The sequence below is a fragment of the Ferrimonas sediminum genome (genome assembly GCF_900100175.1).
GTDB classification, from domain to species: Bacteria; Pseudomonadota; Gammaproteobacteria; order Enterobacterales; family Shewanellaceae; genus Ferrimonas; species Ferrimonas sediminum.
Genome location: NZ_FNEM01000002.1, coordinates 311,495 through 326,408, shown reverse-complemented (window position 1 = coordinate 326,408; position 14,914 = coordinate 311,495). Strand labels below are relative to the sequence as shown.

The following is a 14,914-nucleotide window of genomic DNA, read 5'->3' as shown; positions in this document are numbered from 1 at the left end:
TGTACCAGTATTTTTAGCAATAGTAAAAAATGCGCATGAGTTTTTGTTAATTTGATGGCTCGGGCTGAGTAGGGGTTGTCTGGTTGCTGAAAGCAAAAGCCGGAATGGCCATGGTGGGAGCGGTTCGCAACGGGGTTACCAGGGAATCGGCTCACCGCGCCAGTCCAGGTAACTGAGCGTGCCGTCGGCAACCAGGTTCTCAGTGACCTGCATCAGTCGCCGGGCTGCCCGTTGTGGGCTGAGCAGTTGCCCCGGTGCCAGCCGGGATTGAAATGGCCTCGACAGCGGAGTGTCGACCGTACCGGGATGGTAGGCCACCAGTTTGACCCCTTTAGCGCGGCGGCCCGCTTCCACTGCCGCGGTTTGCAGGATCTGATTCAGAGCCGCTTTGCTGGCGCGGTAACTGTACCAGCCTCCGAGGCGGTTATCGCCGATGCTGCCGACCCGGGCGCTGAGTACGGTGACGATGCAGTGCGGACTGCGCTGCAACAGGGGCAGTAGCTGTGACAGCCACAGGGCCGGCACTACGGTATTGCTGTGAAACAGGGCGGAAAGGGACGTCTGTTCGAGTTTTTCGATGCATTTTTCCGGTGACAGATTGTTATCGTGCAACCGGCCGTTACAGAGGGTGACCCGCGCCAGTTGTTGCCGCCGTGGCATCAATGTTTCCATAACCGCCGCGATGGCGTTGACGCTGTTGTCGCATTGAAGGCGGGTTAATCTGGGGTGGGATACGGGGCAAAGCCCGGGGGCGGCCTGGCGGCTGACCGCCACCACCTGCTGTGACGACTGCGTCAGACAGTGGTCGGTCAGTGCCTGTCCGAGGCCGCCGCCGGCACCGGCAATCAGGTGAAGCGTCATCGGCGCGACTTCGGAGGCAGGGAACACTGGCCGCCGTCGCAGTGGGGCGCGTCCATCAACCAGGCGGAGATGCGGTGGCGGTGTTTGGCAAAGCGCAGGTAGCCCCAGTCGGACAGGGTCCGTATCAGCGGCCAGCGCAACCAACTGACCAGGTGCCCCCGCCCCACTCGCTGCCAGGCGCCAACGGTGACGTCCAGACCGGTTATCACCTGGCCGCGTTCGTTCACTGCATGCAGTACCTGCAGGCATCGCATCGGGTCGATCTGGGGAAACTCCGAATGCCAGTCGCTGTCGTAGATGGACACAAAACGCAGCCGCCCCAGAGGGTCGCGCTGGCGCAGCAGGCTGACTTCATGGCTGCATAGGGGGCAACGGTCATCGATAAACAGAGTAAAGGTCATGCAGGCTTCCGCATCAGGGTGATGCAACCAATACGTACAGGCGGGCGGTTGGGATCGCAAGGGATCATGCCGCCACCACCACGGCGAGTGCCGTGATGGTGGGAGGGGATAGCGGATCAGTCCTGCAGGTGGGTGGCGTGAAAACGCAGGTGCTGGTCGATGAAGCTGGCGATGAAATAGTAGCTGTGATCGTAGCCTTCGCGCAGGTTCAGTTGCAGTGGGTAGCCGCTGGCCTGTGCGGCCGCTTGCAACGCTTGCGGCTGAAGCTGTTCGGCCAGATAGGGGTCGCTGGCGCCTTGATCCACTAAGGCCGGTGGGCCCTCGGGGGCGTCGCGCATCAGCAGGCTGGTGTCGTACTGGCGCCAGGCGGCGGTGTCACTGCCCAGGTAGGCGCTGAAGGCTTTCTGTCCCCAGGGGCAGACACTGGGGTTGCTGATGGGGCTGAAGGCCGACATGGAGCGATAGCGACCGGGGTTTCTCAGGCCAATCATCAGCGCACCATGGCCACCCATAGAGTGGCCGGCGATGGCGCGGCGATCGCTGACCGGGAAGGTGGCTTCAATCAGAGCGGGTAACTCTTCCACCAGATAGTCGTACATGCGGTAGTGGCGGTGCCACGGCGCCTGGGTGGCGTTGACATAGAACCCGGCTCCCTGGCCGAGATCGTAGCCGTCATCGTCGGGCACCTTGTCGCCGCGAGGGCTGGTGTCCGGGGCGACAATGGCGATCCCCAGTTCGGCGGCCAGACGCTGAGCCCCGGCTTTCTGCATGAAGTTTTCGTCGCTGCAGGTCAGGCCGGACAGCCAGTACAGCACCGGTACCCGCTGGTCATTGCTGGCTTGCGGCGGCAGAAAGATGGCGAATCGCATCGGACAGTTGAGGCTGTCGGAGTGGTGGCTGTATTGCTTGTGCCAGCCGCTGAAGCTCTTGTTGATACTGATGTTCTCTAACGTCATCTGGGTATCCTGTGGCAGGATCCCGGCCTGAGGCCGGGATCCGGTGGATTATTTGTCGAAATGGATCACGGTACGGATGCTTTTGCCCTGGTGCATCAGGTCAAACGCGGTGTTGACCTCCTCCAGCCCCATGGTGTGGGTGATGAAATCATCCAGCTTGAACTCGCCATTGAGGTAGCGTTCAACGTACTCGGGCAGCTCGGAGCGACCCTTCACGCCGCCGAAGGCGGAGCCGCGCCACACCCGGCCGGTCACCAGCTGGAAGGGGCGGGTCGAGATCTCCTGGCCGGCACCGGCGACGCCGATGACCACCGACTCACCCCAGCCTTTGTGGCAGCACTCCAGGGCGCTGCGCATCACATTGACGTTGCCGATGCATTCAAAGGAGTAGTCGACGCCGCCGTCGGTGAGCTCAACGATCACCTCCTGAATCGGTTTGTCGTACTGCTGCGGGTTGATGCAATCGGTGGCACCCAGTTTGCGGGCCAGTTCGAACTTGCTCTCATTGATGTCGATGGCGATGATGCGGCTGGCTTTGGCCATGGTGGCACCAATGATGGCAGACAGACCGATGCCGCCCAGGCCAAAGATGGCCACGGTGGCGCCGGCTTCCACCTTGGCCGTGTTCATGACCGCGCCCATGCCGGTAGTGACACCGCAGCCCAACAGGCACACCTCCTCCAGTGGCGCCTGGGGGTTGACCTTGGCCAGGGAGATCTCCGGCAATACGGTGTATTCGGAGAAGGTTGAGGTGCCCATGTAGTGGTAGATGGGTTGACCGTCTTTGGAGAAGCGTGTGGTGCCGTCGGGCATCAGGCCCTTACCCTGGGTTTCGCGAATTTTCTGGCACAGGTTGGTTTTTCCGGATTTGCAGAACTTACACTCACCACACTCGGGGGTGTACAGCGGAATCACATGATCCCCGACTTTGACGCTGGTGACGCCTTCGCCGACAGACTCGACAATGCCGCCGCCTTCGTGGCCCAGAATGCAGGGGAAGATCCCTTCAGGATCGTCACCGGACAGAGTAAAGGCATCGGTGTGGCAGACGCCGGTGGCAATCATCTTGACCCGTACTTCGCCTTTTTGCGGCGGCATTACGTCAACGGTTTCCATGGAGAGGGGTTCACCAACGGCCCAGGCAACGGCGGCCTTGGATTTAATGATTTGTGCAGTCATTAACGTTTCCTGTTTTCATCATTGTATTAGGGACGCCGGTTGGCGCCGTTTCGATGTTGAGCATTATATTTGGTTCTGATTTGTTGATAATCGGCCACTAAGGTAAATTACTTTTACCTGCTGGTAATAATTGAGCGGCTGACCGGCCGGAGTTGTCAGGTAAGATTAGCTTCCTGCTCGAGGTCGAGACAGAGAAGTTATGTGTTGGGCACCGATGGGGCGTCAAGGTTGGAAAGGGGAGTGGTAATGTCTGATTGGAGTGGAGTCAGTGAATTTGTGGCGGTATCAGAGACCGAGAGTTTTACTGCCGCCGGTAAACGTCTGGGGATCTCTACCGCTCAGGTCAGCCGGCAGATCACCGCACTGGAGGCCAGGCTGGCGGCCAAACTGTTTTACCGTACGACCCGGAAGGTGTCTCTGACCGACGTCGGGCGGGTGTATTATCAGCACTGCCGTCAGGTGATGGATGGCCTCGAAGAGGCGGAGCGGGCCATCAGCAATCTGCAAAGCTCGCCCCGGGGCCGGTTGAGAATTACCGCCCCGGTGACCTATGGCGAGCGCACCATCGCCCCTCTGGTGAACGATTTTGCCCTGAAGTATCCGGAGCTGGAGGTGCAGCTGCACCTGTCCAACCAGAAGATCGATCTGGTGGAGGAGGGCTTTGATCTGGCGGTGCGTCTCGGAAAGCTGGAAGACTCCAGCATGATGGCCAAACGGTTGAGTGGCCGCACCCAGTATGTGTGTGCGGCCCCTGAGTACCTGGCGGCGCAGGGGGTGCCACATTCTCTGTCGGAGCTGGAACACCACAACTGCCTGGTGGGCACGTTGGAGTTCTGGCGCTTTCAGGAGGCGGGCAAGCCCAGGAGCATCAGGGTCAGGGGTAACCTGAGTTGTAACAGCGGCCAGGCGTTGGCCGATGCTGCCCGCAAAGGGCTGGGGTTGGTGCAGTTGCCGGATTACTACGTTCAGCGCCATCTGGATAGCGGAGAACTGGTGTCGGTGCTGGATCATTTTAACGAGCAGGATGACGGTATCTGGGCGCTGTACCCCCATAACCGTCACCTGTCGCCCAAAGTCAGGTTGTTGGTGGATTACCTGGCCGAACAGTTGGCCTGAGGGCCGCCCGCAGGGTTACCACAGTTTCAGCTGTGGTCTGAGCCAGCGCTGCATGCCATTGAGTGCCAGCAGCAGCAGGCCTTTCGGTAAGCCATGCAGAGCCAGCATGTGGCGCCGGTACAGTGAGGTGTACACGAATCGGGCCGGGCAGCCACGGACGGCCAGGCCTCCTCCCAAAAATGAGAACAGGTTTCCGACGGTGGTAAATCGGGACAGATTGACGAATGCGCCCAGATCTTTGTACAGGTACTCCTTGAGTTCGGCATCGTCGTCCTTGAGTAAGCGAATCAGGTTGTCTCCGACCATCAGCGCCATCTGCCGGGCAGTTTGTCCCCGGGGCGGGGTGTAGCTGCCATCGGGCTGCGGGCAGGCGGCACAATCGCCAAATGCGAATATGCGCGGGTCGGTTGTCGTCTGACAGTTGGGGTGAACCAGTAACTGGTTCGCCTGGTTCAGTTGCAGATCCAGGGTCGATAACACCTCCGGTCCTTTGACCCCGGCGGCCCAGATCATCATGTCCGATTTAATGAACTGGCCGGAAGCGGTTTGCAGGCCATCGGCACTGACCGAGGTGACCCGGGTTTGGGTCATCATATTGATGCCCAGGTCGTTCAGTTGCCGCTCGACGGCGTCTTGCAGGCAGGGCTTGGTCAGCGCCGGCATGATCCGATCGGCGGCTTCCACCAGGTTAACCCTCAGCAGGTCCTCGCCAATGTCATAACCGTAGCCGCTGAGTGTGTCAGCCACATGATGCATCTCTGCAGCCATCTCTGTGCCGGTTGCACCTGCACCGACGATGGTAATGTCGAAGTGAGAGTGCTCGGCCTGTTTGGCGTGCTGCAGGAATCGATTGAGGATTTTCTGTCGCAGCGCCATGGCTTGATCGGTCAGATCGAGAAAGTCGCAATGGGCTTTAACGCCGTCGATGCCGAAATCGTTGGTGACGGCACCGATACCCAGCACCAGGTAGTCGTAGTCGATGTGGCGGGTGGGCAGCACCTGCTCGCCGTCGTCGTTGGTCATCGGAGCCAGAGTGATGGTGCGCCGTTGCCGGTCGATACCTGTGAGTGCCCCCTGCTCGAAGTGGTAGCCATTCTGGGCGGCATGCACCCGGTAGTCGACGGCGTTCAGGCCTTCATCGAGGCTGCCTGCCGCCAGTTCATGTAACAGGGGCTTCCAGATGTGGTGGCTGCTGATGTCCACCAGGGTGATGTTTGCCTGGCCGCGCTTTCCCAGCCTTCGACCGATTTTACCCAGTAATTCCATGCCGCCGGCGCCGCCGCCGACAACCACGATGTTGGTCATAGAGTACTCCAGATGATAAGCGATAATGAATGATTAAGTTGTCGTGATTAACCGGCAATAACGAGTTGCCTATAACCCTGTTAGGAATAAACCCTTGCCAGCCTAAAGCCAGAGTGAAATTAAAAACCACAATTGGGTTTCATTTATTCCGTTCTTAAATAGAATGGCTGTCATTATAGAAGTTTCTAAAGCGCCGGCAATGGCATTAAATATAAAATGACTTTTTCTGTTTGGTAATAATTTGCCTGTTTCTAAATGGCTTGGGCGATCGTGGGTAGGCGTGTGCAGGCGTGGCTTCAAGGTGGGTCGGGATGATTGTTGCTGACTGGTAAAGCTGAATTGCGGCTGGGCGTGCTAGTTGTTTAATTTATTTCCAGTATCATGAATAGAGTGGGGCGGTTGATTTAAATTAGGTTGTTGCTGATATTTGTTGATAACCACCATCGTCTGGATTCTTGATTACCCTCTTGGTTCGTGTCGCTTAAAGAAGTAACCCTTTAGCTTCTGCTTTTTCTGTATTCTCTCTATATTAAGGATGGACACCGTGTCCGATTCATACCAACTTCGTCTGAATAAACTGTCCACAGCGGCATTTGGCGGAATTTTGACCCGACTCCGGCGTGGCATCGAGAAAGAGGGACTGCGGGTAACTTCCCTTGCCAGAGTGGCGCCAACTGGACATCCTGCGGCGCTGGGGGCGGCATTGACCCACCCTTGCATCACTACGGATTACTCAGAGGCTCAGCTGGAGTTCATTACGCCTGTTGCCCAGCGGGTGCGGGAGGGGCTGGACAGCCTGGATCAACTGCACCGTGTTGTGGCTTCACAGATGGGGGAAGAGTATCTCTGGCCTTCCAGCATGCCTTGCCCGATGCAAACGGACGACGAGATCCCTATAGCCCGTTATGGTGCCTCTAACGAGGGCCGTTGGAAGCAGGTGTATCGCGAAGGATTGAGGCAGCGTTACGGTGCCAGGATGCAATCAATATCCGGAATTCACTACAACTTTTCATTGCCCGATGGATTCTGGCCACTGGCCGGACAGCTGTGGCCGCATCAGGGCTGTAGCGCAACATTGAGAACCGAGCGCTATTTTGGTCTGTTGCGTAACCTGCGTCGCCACGCCTGGCTGCTCTGCTACCTGTTTGGTGCCTCGCCGGTGATGGATCGCAGTTTTGTGTCGTCAACGCATCGATTACGGTCGATGGGGAAACACACTCTGGGGTTGCCGTTTGCGACCTCGTTGAGACTCAGTGGACTGGGGTACCAGAGCCGGACTCAGCAGGCGTTGAACATCAGCCTCGATGGCCTGCAGCCCTACCGCCAGGGTTTAATTGAGGCGATGACGCGCACTCATCCTGATTATGAGGCAATGGGCGTCCGGGTTGGGCGGGAGTATCGACAGTTGAGCAGCGGTATTTTGCAGCTGGACAATGAACTGTACAGCGATGCCCGGCCCAAGTGCGTGCCGCCATCGGGCGAGCCGGTGATCCAGGCCTTGAATCGACAAGGGGTGGAATACATAGAGCTGCGATTGCTCGACATCAACCCCTTCCTGCCGCTGGGCATTGACGAACCGCAGATTCGGTTTCTGGATGCCTGGCTGATGTACTGTTTACTGTCTGACAGCCCGCCGTTGTCGGAGTGGGAGCTGCAGGAGCTGGCGGAGAACCGGAATAGGGTGTTACTTGAGGGTCGGAATCCGGATCTCTGCTTGACAATGAATGGGCAGCGGATGCCGTTTCAGGTTGCTGCGAGGCAGCTGCTGGAAAGGGTCTACGCCTCGGCGACGTTGCTCGACAGGGCCCAAATGCACCAGTCCGCAGGCGCCTGCGTGGCGACGGAGCACCGCCGTGCGGTCAATGCCCAGCTGGCGAAAGTGCACGATAGCACCCTGACACCATCAGGCATGATCATGGCCAGGGTGGAAGAAGGGCAGGAGTTTGCAGAGATGATGCTGCAACAGGCGATCGATCATCGCCGTTATTTTTGCAGCCGGCCCCTGTCGGCCGTGGCGATGGCTGGATTTGATCAGATGGCAGAGCGATCCCGGCGCCGTCAGGCCCAGCTTGAGCGTAATGATGCAGTGGATTTTGATGCGTTCATGGCGGCCCGGCTGTCGGCCTTTGGCTGATGGTGTTCAGCCGCCATTCGATGCAGCCACCCCCCTCAATGGCACCGGACAGCACGCCATGGACAGGATTCAGGCTCGGATGAATTTTGTCAGTGCAAAAAGCCCTTGAGATCACAGTTTGGCAGGATATGATGCCTGAAAACGGGAACAGAGGGAGACCCCATGGCGTGCCATCGTATTGAAGAGTTGCTGGAGTTGCTGGAACCAGTGTGGCAGAAAGATCAGGAGCTGAATCTGGTACAGATGCTGCAAAAGGTGGCCGAACAGGCCGGTTTTGACGGCCCCCTGTCTGAGCTGACCGACGACATGTTGATCTACCAGCTGAAGATGGGGGACACCAGCAAGGACACCATGATCCCCGGGATCAAGAAAGATTACGTCGACGACTTCGATTGGAAAGGGGCGATTCTTAAGGCCCGTGGCATCGACGACGAATAACACCAATCCGGCTTCATCTCTACGGCGGCTTTCGAGCGGCCGTTTTTGTTTGGGCTGGCTCCGGGAGTTGTTACACTCCCCCTATTGTCCGTGACAGAAGAAATCAGTATGCAAGGAACCCTGAAAAAGATGCGCAGCCGGCTGGCGGGCGACGTCGACTACACCCTGTTGGTGGGCGAGGAAGCCCTGCCATTAAATGGCATTATTGGCCAGCCGTTGACCCTGGAACACACAGGCAACATCTTCTGCGATGCCTGTGGTCGCAAGACCAACAAGAGTTACTCCCAGGGGCATTGTTTCCCTTGCATGAAGAAACTGGCGCGCTGCGATATGTGTATCATGAAGCCGGAGACCTGCCATTTTGCCGCAGGTACCTGTCGAGAGCCACAGTGGGGAGAGGCCCATTGCATGGTGCCCCATTACGTCTACCTGTCCAACACCTCGGGCCTGAAGGTGGGGATCACCCGGCATACTCAACTGCCGACACGCTGGATCGACCAGGGCGCCACCCAGGGGCTGCCGATCATTCGGGTCCGCAGTCGCCATATCTCCGGGTTGGTGGAGGTGGCATTGGGTGAGTTCATCAACGATAAGACCAACTGGCGGGCGATGCTCAAGGGCAACAACGACAACCTGGACCTCAAAGCGCAGGCACGCGCTCTGTTGCCAAAGATTGAGACTAAACTGGCTCAGATTCGTGCCGAGTTCGGTGATGACGCCTACGAGGTACTGGATGAATCGATCGTCGCCATTGAGTTCCCGGTAAAGCAGTTTCCGGTCAAGGTAGCGTCACACAACTTCGATAAGACGCCGCGGGTGACCGGCATTCTGATGGGGATAAAGGGCCAGTATCTGATCTTCGATACCGGGGTCATCAACATTCGCAAGTTCACCGGCTACGAGGTGCGGGTCAGTTGTTGAGCCTGAGATCCATCGTATAGGACGCCGGCCCAGTGGGGCCGGCGTTTTTTTATTCTGCCTGCCATGCTTGCGTGTCTTCCATTCGCCCTCGCCGTACACCTTAAGCCCGGTGGCATCGATAACCAGTTGGGCCACATGGGACGACGGTACTTGATTTCAACCGTGTTGGCCCGCTTGCTCACCCACCAGAAGGTGAGAGAGCCACGTTGAACCAGTGCGTTGTGGTACTTCGGTCAGTTGATGATTCTTCCTTTCGACTTGCCCATGACGTTGCTCCCAGATTGATGGTCACGGGATCAGATCAACGAACAGCCAGGTGGCTCCCTGGGATTTGAACAATAACGCCCGGAAACAGGGTCAAAAAAAGCCAGCGGGGGTTAGTCGCTGGCTTTGGCACAGTTCAATGATGAGTTGATGTGTTATTTGTGAATCGTACCGATTCTCTTAGCGCGCTCGTCATAATCATCCGCATGACACTCTGAGCAGCTATCCCAGGCTCTCAGCCATGGCTTTTGATAGTCTCCGTCAGCTGAGAAATGGCGCGGATCGTCTTTGGCACCGTCAAGGTCGATCTTGAACAGGTGTGACTCTCCGGGCATGTGGCAATCGGTACACTTTGCCATGAACTCATGTGCAGCAGATGCAATGTTGCTTCCAGGCGCGTTATTGAACTCCTGCTTATGGCAGTCAGTACACTCGCGAGCCAAGGCATCTTCATGACCTGGTTTATCATCGTAGTGCTTGGATTTATGAGGGTTGTGGCAAGTGGAACAGTTAAAGTGTTGCTTCTTGCCCATGGCGATCCCGGTATCAGGATCAACACCTAGCAACGTAGATGCAGCATGGCGACCACCACGGCCATCCTTGCGGCCCTCAGGTCCAAAGTGGGTATCAGTTGCCAAACGTGCATTCTGGCTATCTCCACCGAACTCCTGATCGTGCGGAGAGACGTAGTCAGGATAGCGGCGAACTGCATCGTCTGTTGTGTGACACTCGGTACATGCTATCGCCTTGCCAAAGCCCATAGTTTCAGAGTTGTAATCGTCAACAGTACGTGGCTCAGCAATCTTAACGATGTTGTCTTTAGATGGGCTTTTAATGTGAGCGAGGCCGGCTCCGTGACAAGCTTCGCACTGAACGCCAGTAAGCGCGAAGGTCCCTGCCATGCCGGGCATATCATCTTGGCGATTCAGGTTACGCTCATCACCATGACCAGAGGTGTAATCCTTCCATCCTGTTGTGTGGCATCGAGCGCAGTAATCGAACTGCTTTGAATCAGCTGGGGCATCAGGATTCCAAGCATTCATTCGGTCGATCGTGACCGTCTCGCCTTTAGGGACGCTGTTTACGCTCGCCCTCTTCCCGGTCAGCATGTAGCCATTCTGGTCAAGGAAGTAGGCGCGACGAAGATAGCCGCCAACAACATAGCTGATATCGTCCCAGCTTGTTGGGTTGCCAAGCGAGCTATTCACATCAAGAAGCTCAACAGAGCCAGAGATTGACGTAAACGGGTACTCAGGCTCTTTGCCGTTGACCTTAACAAGCTTGTAATTATGGCCTGTTTCCAAGTAGCTCTCTTTATCCGTATGGCATGACAGACAAGCCTGAGATCCAACATAAGCAAGCTCTTGTGCGGAAACCACAACAGTCACGGTTGAAGTGGCCTTGCCACCGTTACCATCTGAGATTGAGTAGCTCAGAATTGCCGTTCCAATCTCAACAGGGTCAAACATGATCTTGTTGTTATGGATGGAAACGTTGCCAGCACCTTTCATGACGCTAACGGCCTCGATGGTCAACTCATCACCATCAGAATCCAGGTCATTCTCAAGAGCATCAATTAGCACCCGACTTCCCATAGTCGCCATTGCTTCAACAGGGTTGGCTATTGGCGCGGCATTTGATGGTTGCGGTGAAGATGAGTCTCCACTTCCGCTATCGCAAGCAGACAAAACACTAATGAGCATTGCTGCCACAAGTGTTTTTGCAGGCGATGTTATTTCACGTTTTCTTTTCATTATTTTTCCATGTGGTAATGATAACCGTGCCGCTCCGTTATTGAAGCGACACATATTGCTCACAAAGAAATATAATGCCAAGCACCTTGGTTGACAGGTTCATTCGATACCGAAAGTTGCCAATTTCGAACCGCACTACGGAAGTGTGAGTAAAAGCAATCTATATTTGAGAGTAATGTCTCATAAAAATAAATGATTGAATTTCAGTGTTTTGTTGATTGCTTGATACGTTTTCTTTATATCGGCAAAAAAGTAGATTCCAGGCAACGCAATAGCAACAAAATCAATGGTGGCATACGTCGCAAATACAAGGGGGGGGAATGGATTTTTTTACCGAAAACGATGTGTTTTGCATGCCGTGCAGCAGCAAAGAGAAATGCGACTCGCGCCACTAACCGATTTGCCAAAGCATTTAAAGTTAATGTATTAAAGCATTATGCAAGCAATTGGGTAATTTATTTAAACTGTAATGTTCAACTAAATTAACGTGAGTCGCAACACTTACTGCTAGTAAGTGTTGTTTCATGGTGGCTTCAATACAAAAACCTTTTATATGCTTTTTCTAGCTTAACGGAGAGGGTAAAACTGAGGGTAGGTTTTATTAGCAATGAATTCGATCATGACCTACTGAACTCGTGGGGCGTTGGTCAACGACGGTTGCATCTGGAAGCTACAACTCCAAAAACATCATCCAGATTGGAATGAAAAGCTCTGTTTTTGCAAGTGGTTGTTAATTAGGGAGTATCCAGGAATTCGGTGAAAATTATTCTCATGAAGAGATTTGTTCCCTACAAGGAAGTTTTGGCCTCACTGCTGGTTGGAAGTGTCTGAAATTTCATGATGGACATAAGTCAGCCAATGCTCCCTCTTTCGCAAGCGATGCCGGTTAATGGGTTGAAGGTTTTGTCACAGGAGTTGCATCGATATCGAGGGAGTCCATGGCTTGAACCCCTAGGGCGCAACTGGAAGAGTGACAATGGGGACAGCTATCCGGATGATTTTCGATTAGAAATGCGCTAGCAGAGGAGCCATCAATGCGAAGAGTATTGAGTAGCTGTTGGCGCTGATTTGGCGACAGCTCCTTAATATGATGAAGCAACAGTGTGAATTGATGCAGTTTCTTACCTGAGCTCCAAAAGCGGAGAGGTACTCTGATTAAAGGACTTCAACAATTAACTTAGACACAGCCAAAAAAAAGCCGCCATCGGCGGCTTTGTTAAGAGACCGGAGGCCTTACCCCTGGAAGGTGGCATCCCAGTCGCCGTAGTTTTCGTCACCGGCAAAGATGGTCAGCTCAGGCTTGCTGCCCAGCGTCTCCTCAATCAGTGCCGCGATGCGCGCCGCCTGCTCTTCGATACTGGCTTCAGCCGTAAAGAAGTGGATGGCCACGTGGTACTGGTTGTTGAAGTAAGCCAGGAAGGTACCGACGGTGTCGTTGGCGGCGTTGAATACCGCTTCGTCCAGCTTTTCGAACAGCGCAATGTCGCCGTCGAAACGGATGTGGACGCAGGTGGAGGCGAACTCACCGATGGCCAGCTTCTTCAGGTGGCGGGGCTTGTGGTGACGCTTGACTTCCGGTTTCGGGAATTCGGCAACGGCGGTAATTTTCATCTCTGTCTCTCTTATCTACAGCAGAAGGGGCGCTGCCGGATGTGGACAGCAATGGGCGGCGGATGCCGCAGTTTTAGCGGCGCTACTCTAGCCCAGTTTGAGGCAGAATTCCAACGGCGGCCTGCAATTGAACGGCCCCGATCGCCACAGGGAACCCGGCGCCGGCGTTTTCGCTGCCCGGTCAGGGAAAATTACAGAATGAACGGATCCGGTATGAGGGGTAATCAGGCTGGTGGCAAACTGGTGGAAATGCGGTTACATCACCATCGCCGGTGGAGTAACCGCAGGGGCATCAGTTCAGTTCACTGAACAGGGTGGTATGGAAGCTCTTTTCACAGAAGTGACACTTGAGATCCGTCTGTCTGGGTTTCTGCTTTACGTAGAAGCGGGTGGCGGCCGGCTCGTGGTGGGTGATGCAGTTGCTGTTGGGGCAGCGCAATACCCCGTCGATGGACTCGGGCAGTTGCACCGAGTATTTATTGACCACCGCAAAGTCGCGAATCTCGTTGATGGTGGCCTCGCTGGCAAACAACGCCAGCTGGTTGGCCTGCTCGACGGTGAACACGGTGTTCTCCACCTTGATCAGATCCTTTTTGGCCTCGTCGCCACTGCGCAGGTTCAGGCCGACGGTAATGCGTTCGTTTTTGTCGGTCAGTTGGAAGAACTTGAGAATACGCACGCCCATGCCGGCGGGGATATGGTCGATGACGGTGCCGCGCTCAATGGCTTCCACTTTCAGTTTGTTTTTCGCCATGATTACAGCTCCTCAGACAAAACCAGGGCCAACAGCGCCTGGCGGGCATAGACACCGTTCTCAGCCTGCTGGAAGTAGTAGGCATAAGGGGTGGCGTCGACGTCGGTGGTGATCTCGTCTATCCGTGGCAGCGGGTGCAGAATTTTCAGATTGTCTTTCACTCCACCCAGCATGCCAGCTGACAGCACGTACTTGGACTTCATGTGCTGGTATTCGGTGGGGTCGAAACGCTCTTTCTGGACCCGGGTCATGTACAGCACATCCAGTTGCGGCAGCACCTGTTCGAGATCGTTCACATGGGTGAACCGAATGCCGGCGTCACTGAGCTCTTCGCACAGGTAGTCCGGCATCCGTAACGGATCCGGGGCGACAAAGAAAAACTCACAGTCAAACAGGGACAGCGCCTGAGCCAGGGAGTGGACGGTGCGGCCGTATTTCAGGTCACCGACGAAGGCGACCTTCAGGCCCTGAAGCGAGCCCTGGGTTTCGTAGATGGTAAACAGATCCAGCAGGGTCTGGGTCGGGTGCTGGTTGGCACCGTCACCGCCGTTGATCACCGGCACACTGGAGTACTCGCTGGCCAGCCGCGCGGCGCCCTCCTGGGGGTGGCGCATGAAAAAGGCATCACTGTAGGAGGAGATGACTTTCACCGAGTCGGCCAGGGTTTCCCCTTTCTGGGCCAGCGAGGTATTGCCGCCGGAGTCAAAGCCGATGACGGAGCCGCCAAGGCGCTGTACCGCGGTTTCAAACGACAGCCGGGTGCGGGTGGAGGCTTCAAAGAAGCAGCTGGCGATCACTTTGCCGGCCAGCAGTTGTGGCCTGGGGGTGGTTTTAATGGATTGAGCAGTGGAAACGATCAGTTCCAGCTCACTGCGGGACAGATCCGCAATTGAGACGATGTTCTTATTATACAGAGGGTTTGTCATGCTGAATCCCTAGGTTTCGGCATTCACCGAATGTGTCTGCGGGCCAGACACAGCCGGAACGAAATTGTAGCATTACGACGCCGGTTCGCCTACAGGTTGAGGGTAAAAAACGCTGGTTTTATGGGCGGTAATGGGGTTCATGGCGGGTTTGCCGGCCGGCTTGGTGATGGTGCGCTTCGCCGGATCTTCCAGGACCCGAATCACAGCCATAAGGGGAGTCGACAGGGGGGGCGCAAGAGTGGTGATTCTGGTGACCGGTGGTATCGACAGCATCGGCAGTACACTCTGTGGGCA

The 14,914-nt window shown here is 55.8% G+C and carries 14 protein-coding genes; 4 read left to right on the top strand and 10 right to left on the bottom strand.

The window, feature by feature from the left end; genetic code table 11:
• Nucleotides 1-135: 135 nt before the first annotated feature.
• From BLT77_RS03730 to BLT77_RS03715, 4 genes are all read right to left on the bottom strand, one after another.
• Nucleotides 136-861: an SDR family NAD(P)-dependent oxidoreductase gene (locus BLT77_RS03730; protein ID WP_090362287.1), complete on the bottom strand. Its 726-nt coding sequence runs from the start codon at nt 859-861 to the stop codon at nt 136-138.
• Nucleotides 858-1,262, bottom strand: coding sequence for a thiol-disulfide oxidoreductase DCC family protein (locus BLT77_RS03725; RefSeq protein WP_090362284.1), 405 nt, complete (start codon nt 1,260-1,262; stop codon nt 858-860). The genes BLT77_RS03730 and BLT77_RS03725 overlap by 4 nt, the downstream gene beginning before the upstream one ends.
• A 116-nt stretch (nt 1,263-1,378) precedes the next feature.
• On the bottom strand, nt 1,379-2,218 hold the full coding sequence (gene fghA, locus BLT77_RS03720; RefSeq protein ID WP_090362282.1) for an S-formylglutathione hydrolase: 840 nt from the start codon (nt 2,216-2,218) through the stop codon (nt 1,379-1,381).
• A 48-nt stretch (nt 2,219-2,266) separates the two neighbouring features.
• Complete coding sequence (locus tag BLT77_RS03715) at nt 2,267-3,397, bottom strand: S-(hydroxymethyl)glutathione dehydrogenase/class III alcohol dehydrogenase (protein ID WP_090362278.1); 1,131 nt, start codon at nt 3,395-3,397, stop codon at nt 2,267-2,269.
• Nucleotides 3,398-3,643: 246 nt separating this feature from the next.
• Here BLT77_RS03715 and BLT77_RS03710 point away from each other — a divergent pair, with 246 nt between their 5' ends.
• On the top strand, nt 3,644-4,513 hold the full coding sequence (locus tag BLT77_RS03710) for a LysR family transcriptional regulator (protein WP_090362271.1): 870 nt from the start codon (nt 3,644-3,646) through the stop codon (nt 4,511-4,513).
• 15 nt (nt 4,514-4,528) lie between these two features.
• On the opposite strand, the gene BLT77_RS03705 is transcribed toward BLT77_RS03710, so the two are convergent.
• A complete protein-coding gene (locus BLT77_RS03705) occupies nt 4,529-5,818 on the bottom strand; it encodes an NAD(P)/FAD-dependent oxidoreductase (RefSeq protein ID WP_090362266.1) in 1,290 nt (429 codons plus the stop codon).
• Between the two features lie 535 nt (nt 5,819-6,353).
• Here BLT77_RS03705 and gshA point away from each other — a divergent pair.
• The 3 genes from gshA to BLT77_RS03690 all read left to right on the top strand — a co-directional run bounded on the left by gshA (nt 6,354) and on the right by BLT77_RS03690 (nt 9,311).
• Nucleotides 6,354-7,952 carry a glutamate--cysteine ligase gene (gshA, locus tag BLT77_RS03700; RefSeq protein WP_090362262.1) on the top strand — a complete coding sequence of 533 codons (1,599 nt, stop codon included), beginning with the start codon at nt 6,354-6,356 and terminating at the stop codon, nt 7,950-7,952.
• Nucleotides 7,953-8,114: 162 nt separating this feature from the next.
• Nucleotides 8,115-8,390, top strand: coding sequence for a YihD family protein (locus BLT77_RS03695; protein ID WP_090362258.1), 276 nt, complete (start codon nt 8,115-8,117; stop codon nt 8,388-8,390).
• Between the two features lie 108 nt (nt 8,391-8,498).
• Nucleotides 8,499-9,311 carry a DUF2797 domain-containing protein gene (locus tag BLT77_RS03690; protein WP_090362255.1) on the top strand — a complete coding sequence of 271 codons (813 nt, stop codon included), beginning with the start codon at nt 8,499-8,501 and terminating at the stop codon, nt 9,309-9,311.
• 419 nt (nt 9,312-9,730) lie between these two features.
• On the opposite strand, the gene BLT77_RS03680 is transcribed toward BLT77_RS03690, so the two are convergent.
• The 5 genes from BLT77_RS03680 to BLT77_RS20165 form a co-directional block, all read right to left on the bottom strand.
• Complete coding sequence (locus BLT77_RS03680) at nt 9,731-11,329, bottom strand: Ig-like domain-containing protein (RefSeq protein ID WP_090362252.1); 1,599 nt, start codon at nt 11,327-11,329, stop codon at nt 9,731-9,733.
• Between the two features lie 1,233 nt (nt 11,330-12,562).
• On the bottom strand, nt 12,563-12,940 hold the full coding sequence (locus BLT77_RS03675; RefSeq protein WP_090362249.1) for a hypothetical protein: 378 nt from the start codon (nt 12,938-12,940) through the stop codon (nt 12,563-12,565).
• Nucleotides 12,941-13,232: 292 nt separating this feature from the next.
• Nucleotides 13,233-13,694 (bottom strand): aspartate carbamoyltransferase regulatory subunit, encoded by a 462-nt coding sequence (gene pyrI / locus BLT77_RS03670; RefSeq protein ID WP_090362245.1) that lies wholly within the window; start codon nt 13,692-13,694, stop codon nt 13,233-13,235.
• Between the two features lie 2 nt (nt 13,695-13,696).
• Complete coding sequence (gene pyrB / locus BLT77_RS03665) at nt 13,697-14,620, bottom strand: aspartate carbamoyltransferase (protein WP_090362240.1); 924 nt, start codon at nt 14,618-14,620, stop codon at nt 13,697-13,699.
• A 72-nt stretch (nt 14,621-14,692) separates the two neighbouring features.
• On the bottom strand, nt 14,693-14,830 hold the full coding sequence (locus BLT77_RS20165) for a hypothetical protein (protein ID WP_176819171.1): 138 nt from the start codon (nt 14,828-14,830) through the stop codon (nt 14,693-14,695).
• Nucleotides 14,831-14,914: the final 84 nt, after the last annotated feature.

Bases quoted from the DNA above. Each gene is read 5' to 3' on its own strand.
- BLT77_RS03730 (WP_090362287.1), bottom strand. From the start codon at position 861: ATGACGCTTCACCTGATTGCCGGTGCCGGCGGCGGCCTCGGACAGGCA.
- BLT77_RS03725 (WP_090362284.1), bottom strand. From the start codon at position 1,262: ATGACCTTTACTCTGTTTATCGATGACCGTTGCCCCCTATGCAGCCAT.
- fghA (WP_090362282.1), bottom strand. From the start codon at position 2,218: ATGACGTTAGAGAACATCAGTATCAACAAGAGCTTCAGCGGCTGGCAC.
- BLT77_RS03715 (WP_090362278.1), bottom strand. From the start codon at position 3,397: ATGACTGCACAAATCATTAAATCCAAGGCCGCCGTTGCCTGGGCCGTT.
- BLT77_RS03710 (WP_090362271.1), top strand. From the start codon at position 3,644: ATGTCTGATTGGAGTGGAGTCAGTGAATTTGTGGCGGTATCAGAGACC.
- BLT77_RS03705 (WP_090362266.1), bottom strand. From the start codon at position 5,818: ATGACCAACATCGTGGTTGTCGGCGGCGGCGCCGGCGGCATGGAATTA.
- gshA (WP_090362262.1), top strand. From the start codon at position 6,354: ATGGACACCGTGTCCGATTCATACCAACTTCGTCTGAATAAACTGTCC.
- BLT77_RS03695 (WP_090362258.1), top strand. From the start codon at position 8,115: ATGGCGTGCCATCGTATTGAAGAGTTGCTGGAGTTGCTGGAACCAGTG.
- BLT77_RS03690 (WP_090362255.1), top strand. From the start codon at position 8,499: ATGCAAGGAACCCTGAAAAAGATGCGCAGCCGGCTGGCGGGCGACGTC.
- BLT77_RS03680 (WP_090362252.1), bottom strand. From the start codon at position 11,329: ATGAAAAGAAAACGTGAAATAACATCGCCTGCAAAAACACTTGTGGCA.
- BLT77_RS03675 (WP_090362249.1), bottom strand. From the start codon at position 12,940: ATGAAAATTACCGCCGTTGCCGAATTCCCGAAACCGGAAGTCAAGCGT.
- pyrI (WP_090362245.1), bottom strand. From the start codon at position 13,694: ATGGCGAAAAACAAACTGAAAGTGGAAGCCATTGAGCGCGGCACCGTC.
- pyrB (WP_090362240.1), bottom strand. From the start codon at position 14,620: ATGACAAACCCTCTGTATAATAAGAACATCGTCTCAATTGCGGATCTG.
- BLT77_RS20165 (WP_176819171.1), bottom strand. From the start codon at position 14,830: ATGGCTGTGATTCGGGTCCTGGAAGATCCGGCGAAGCGCACCATCACC.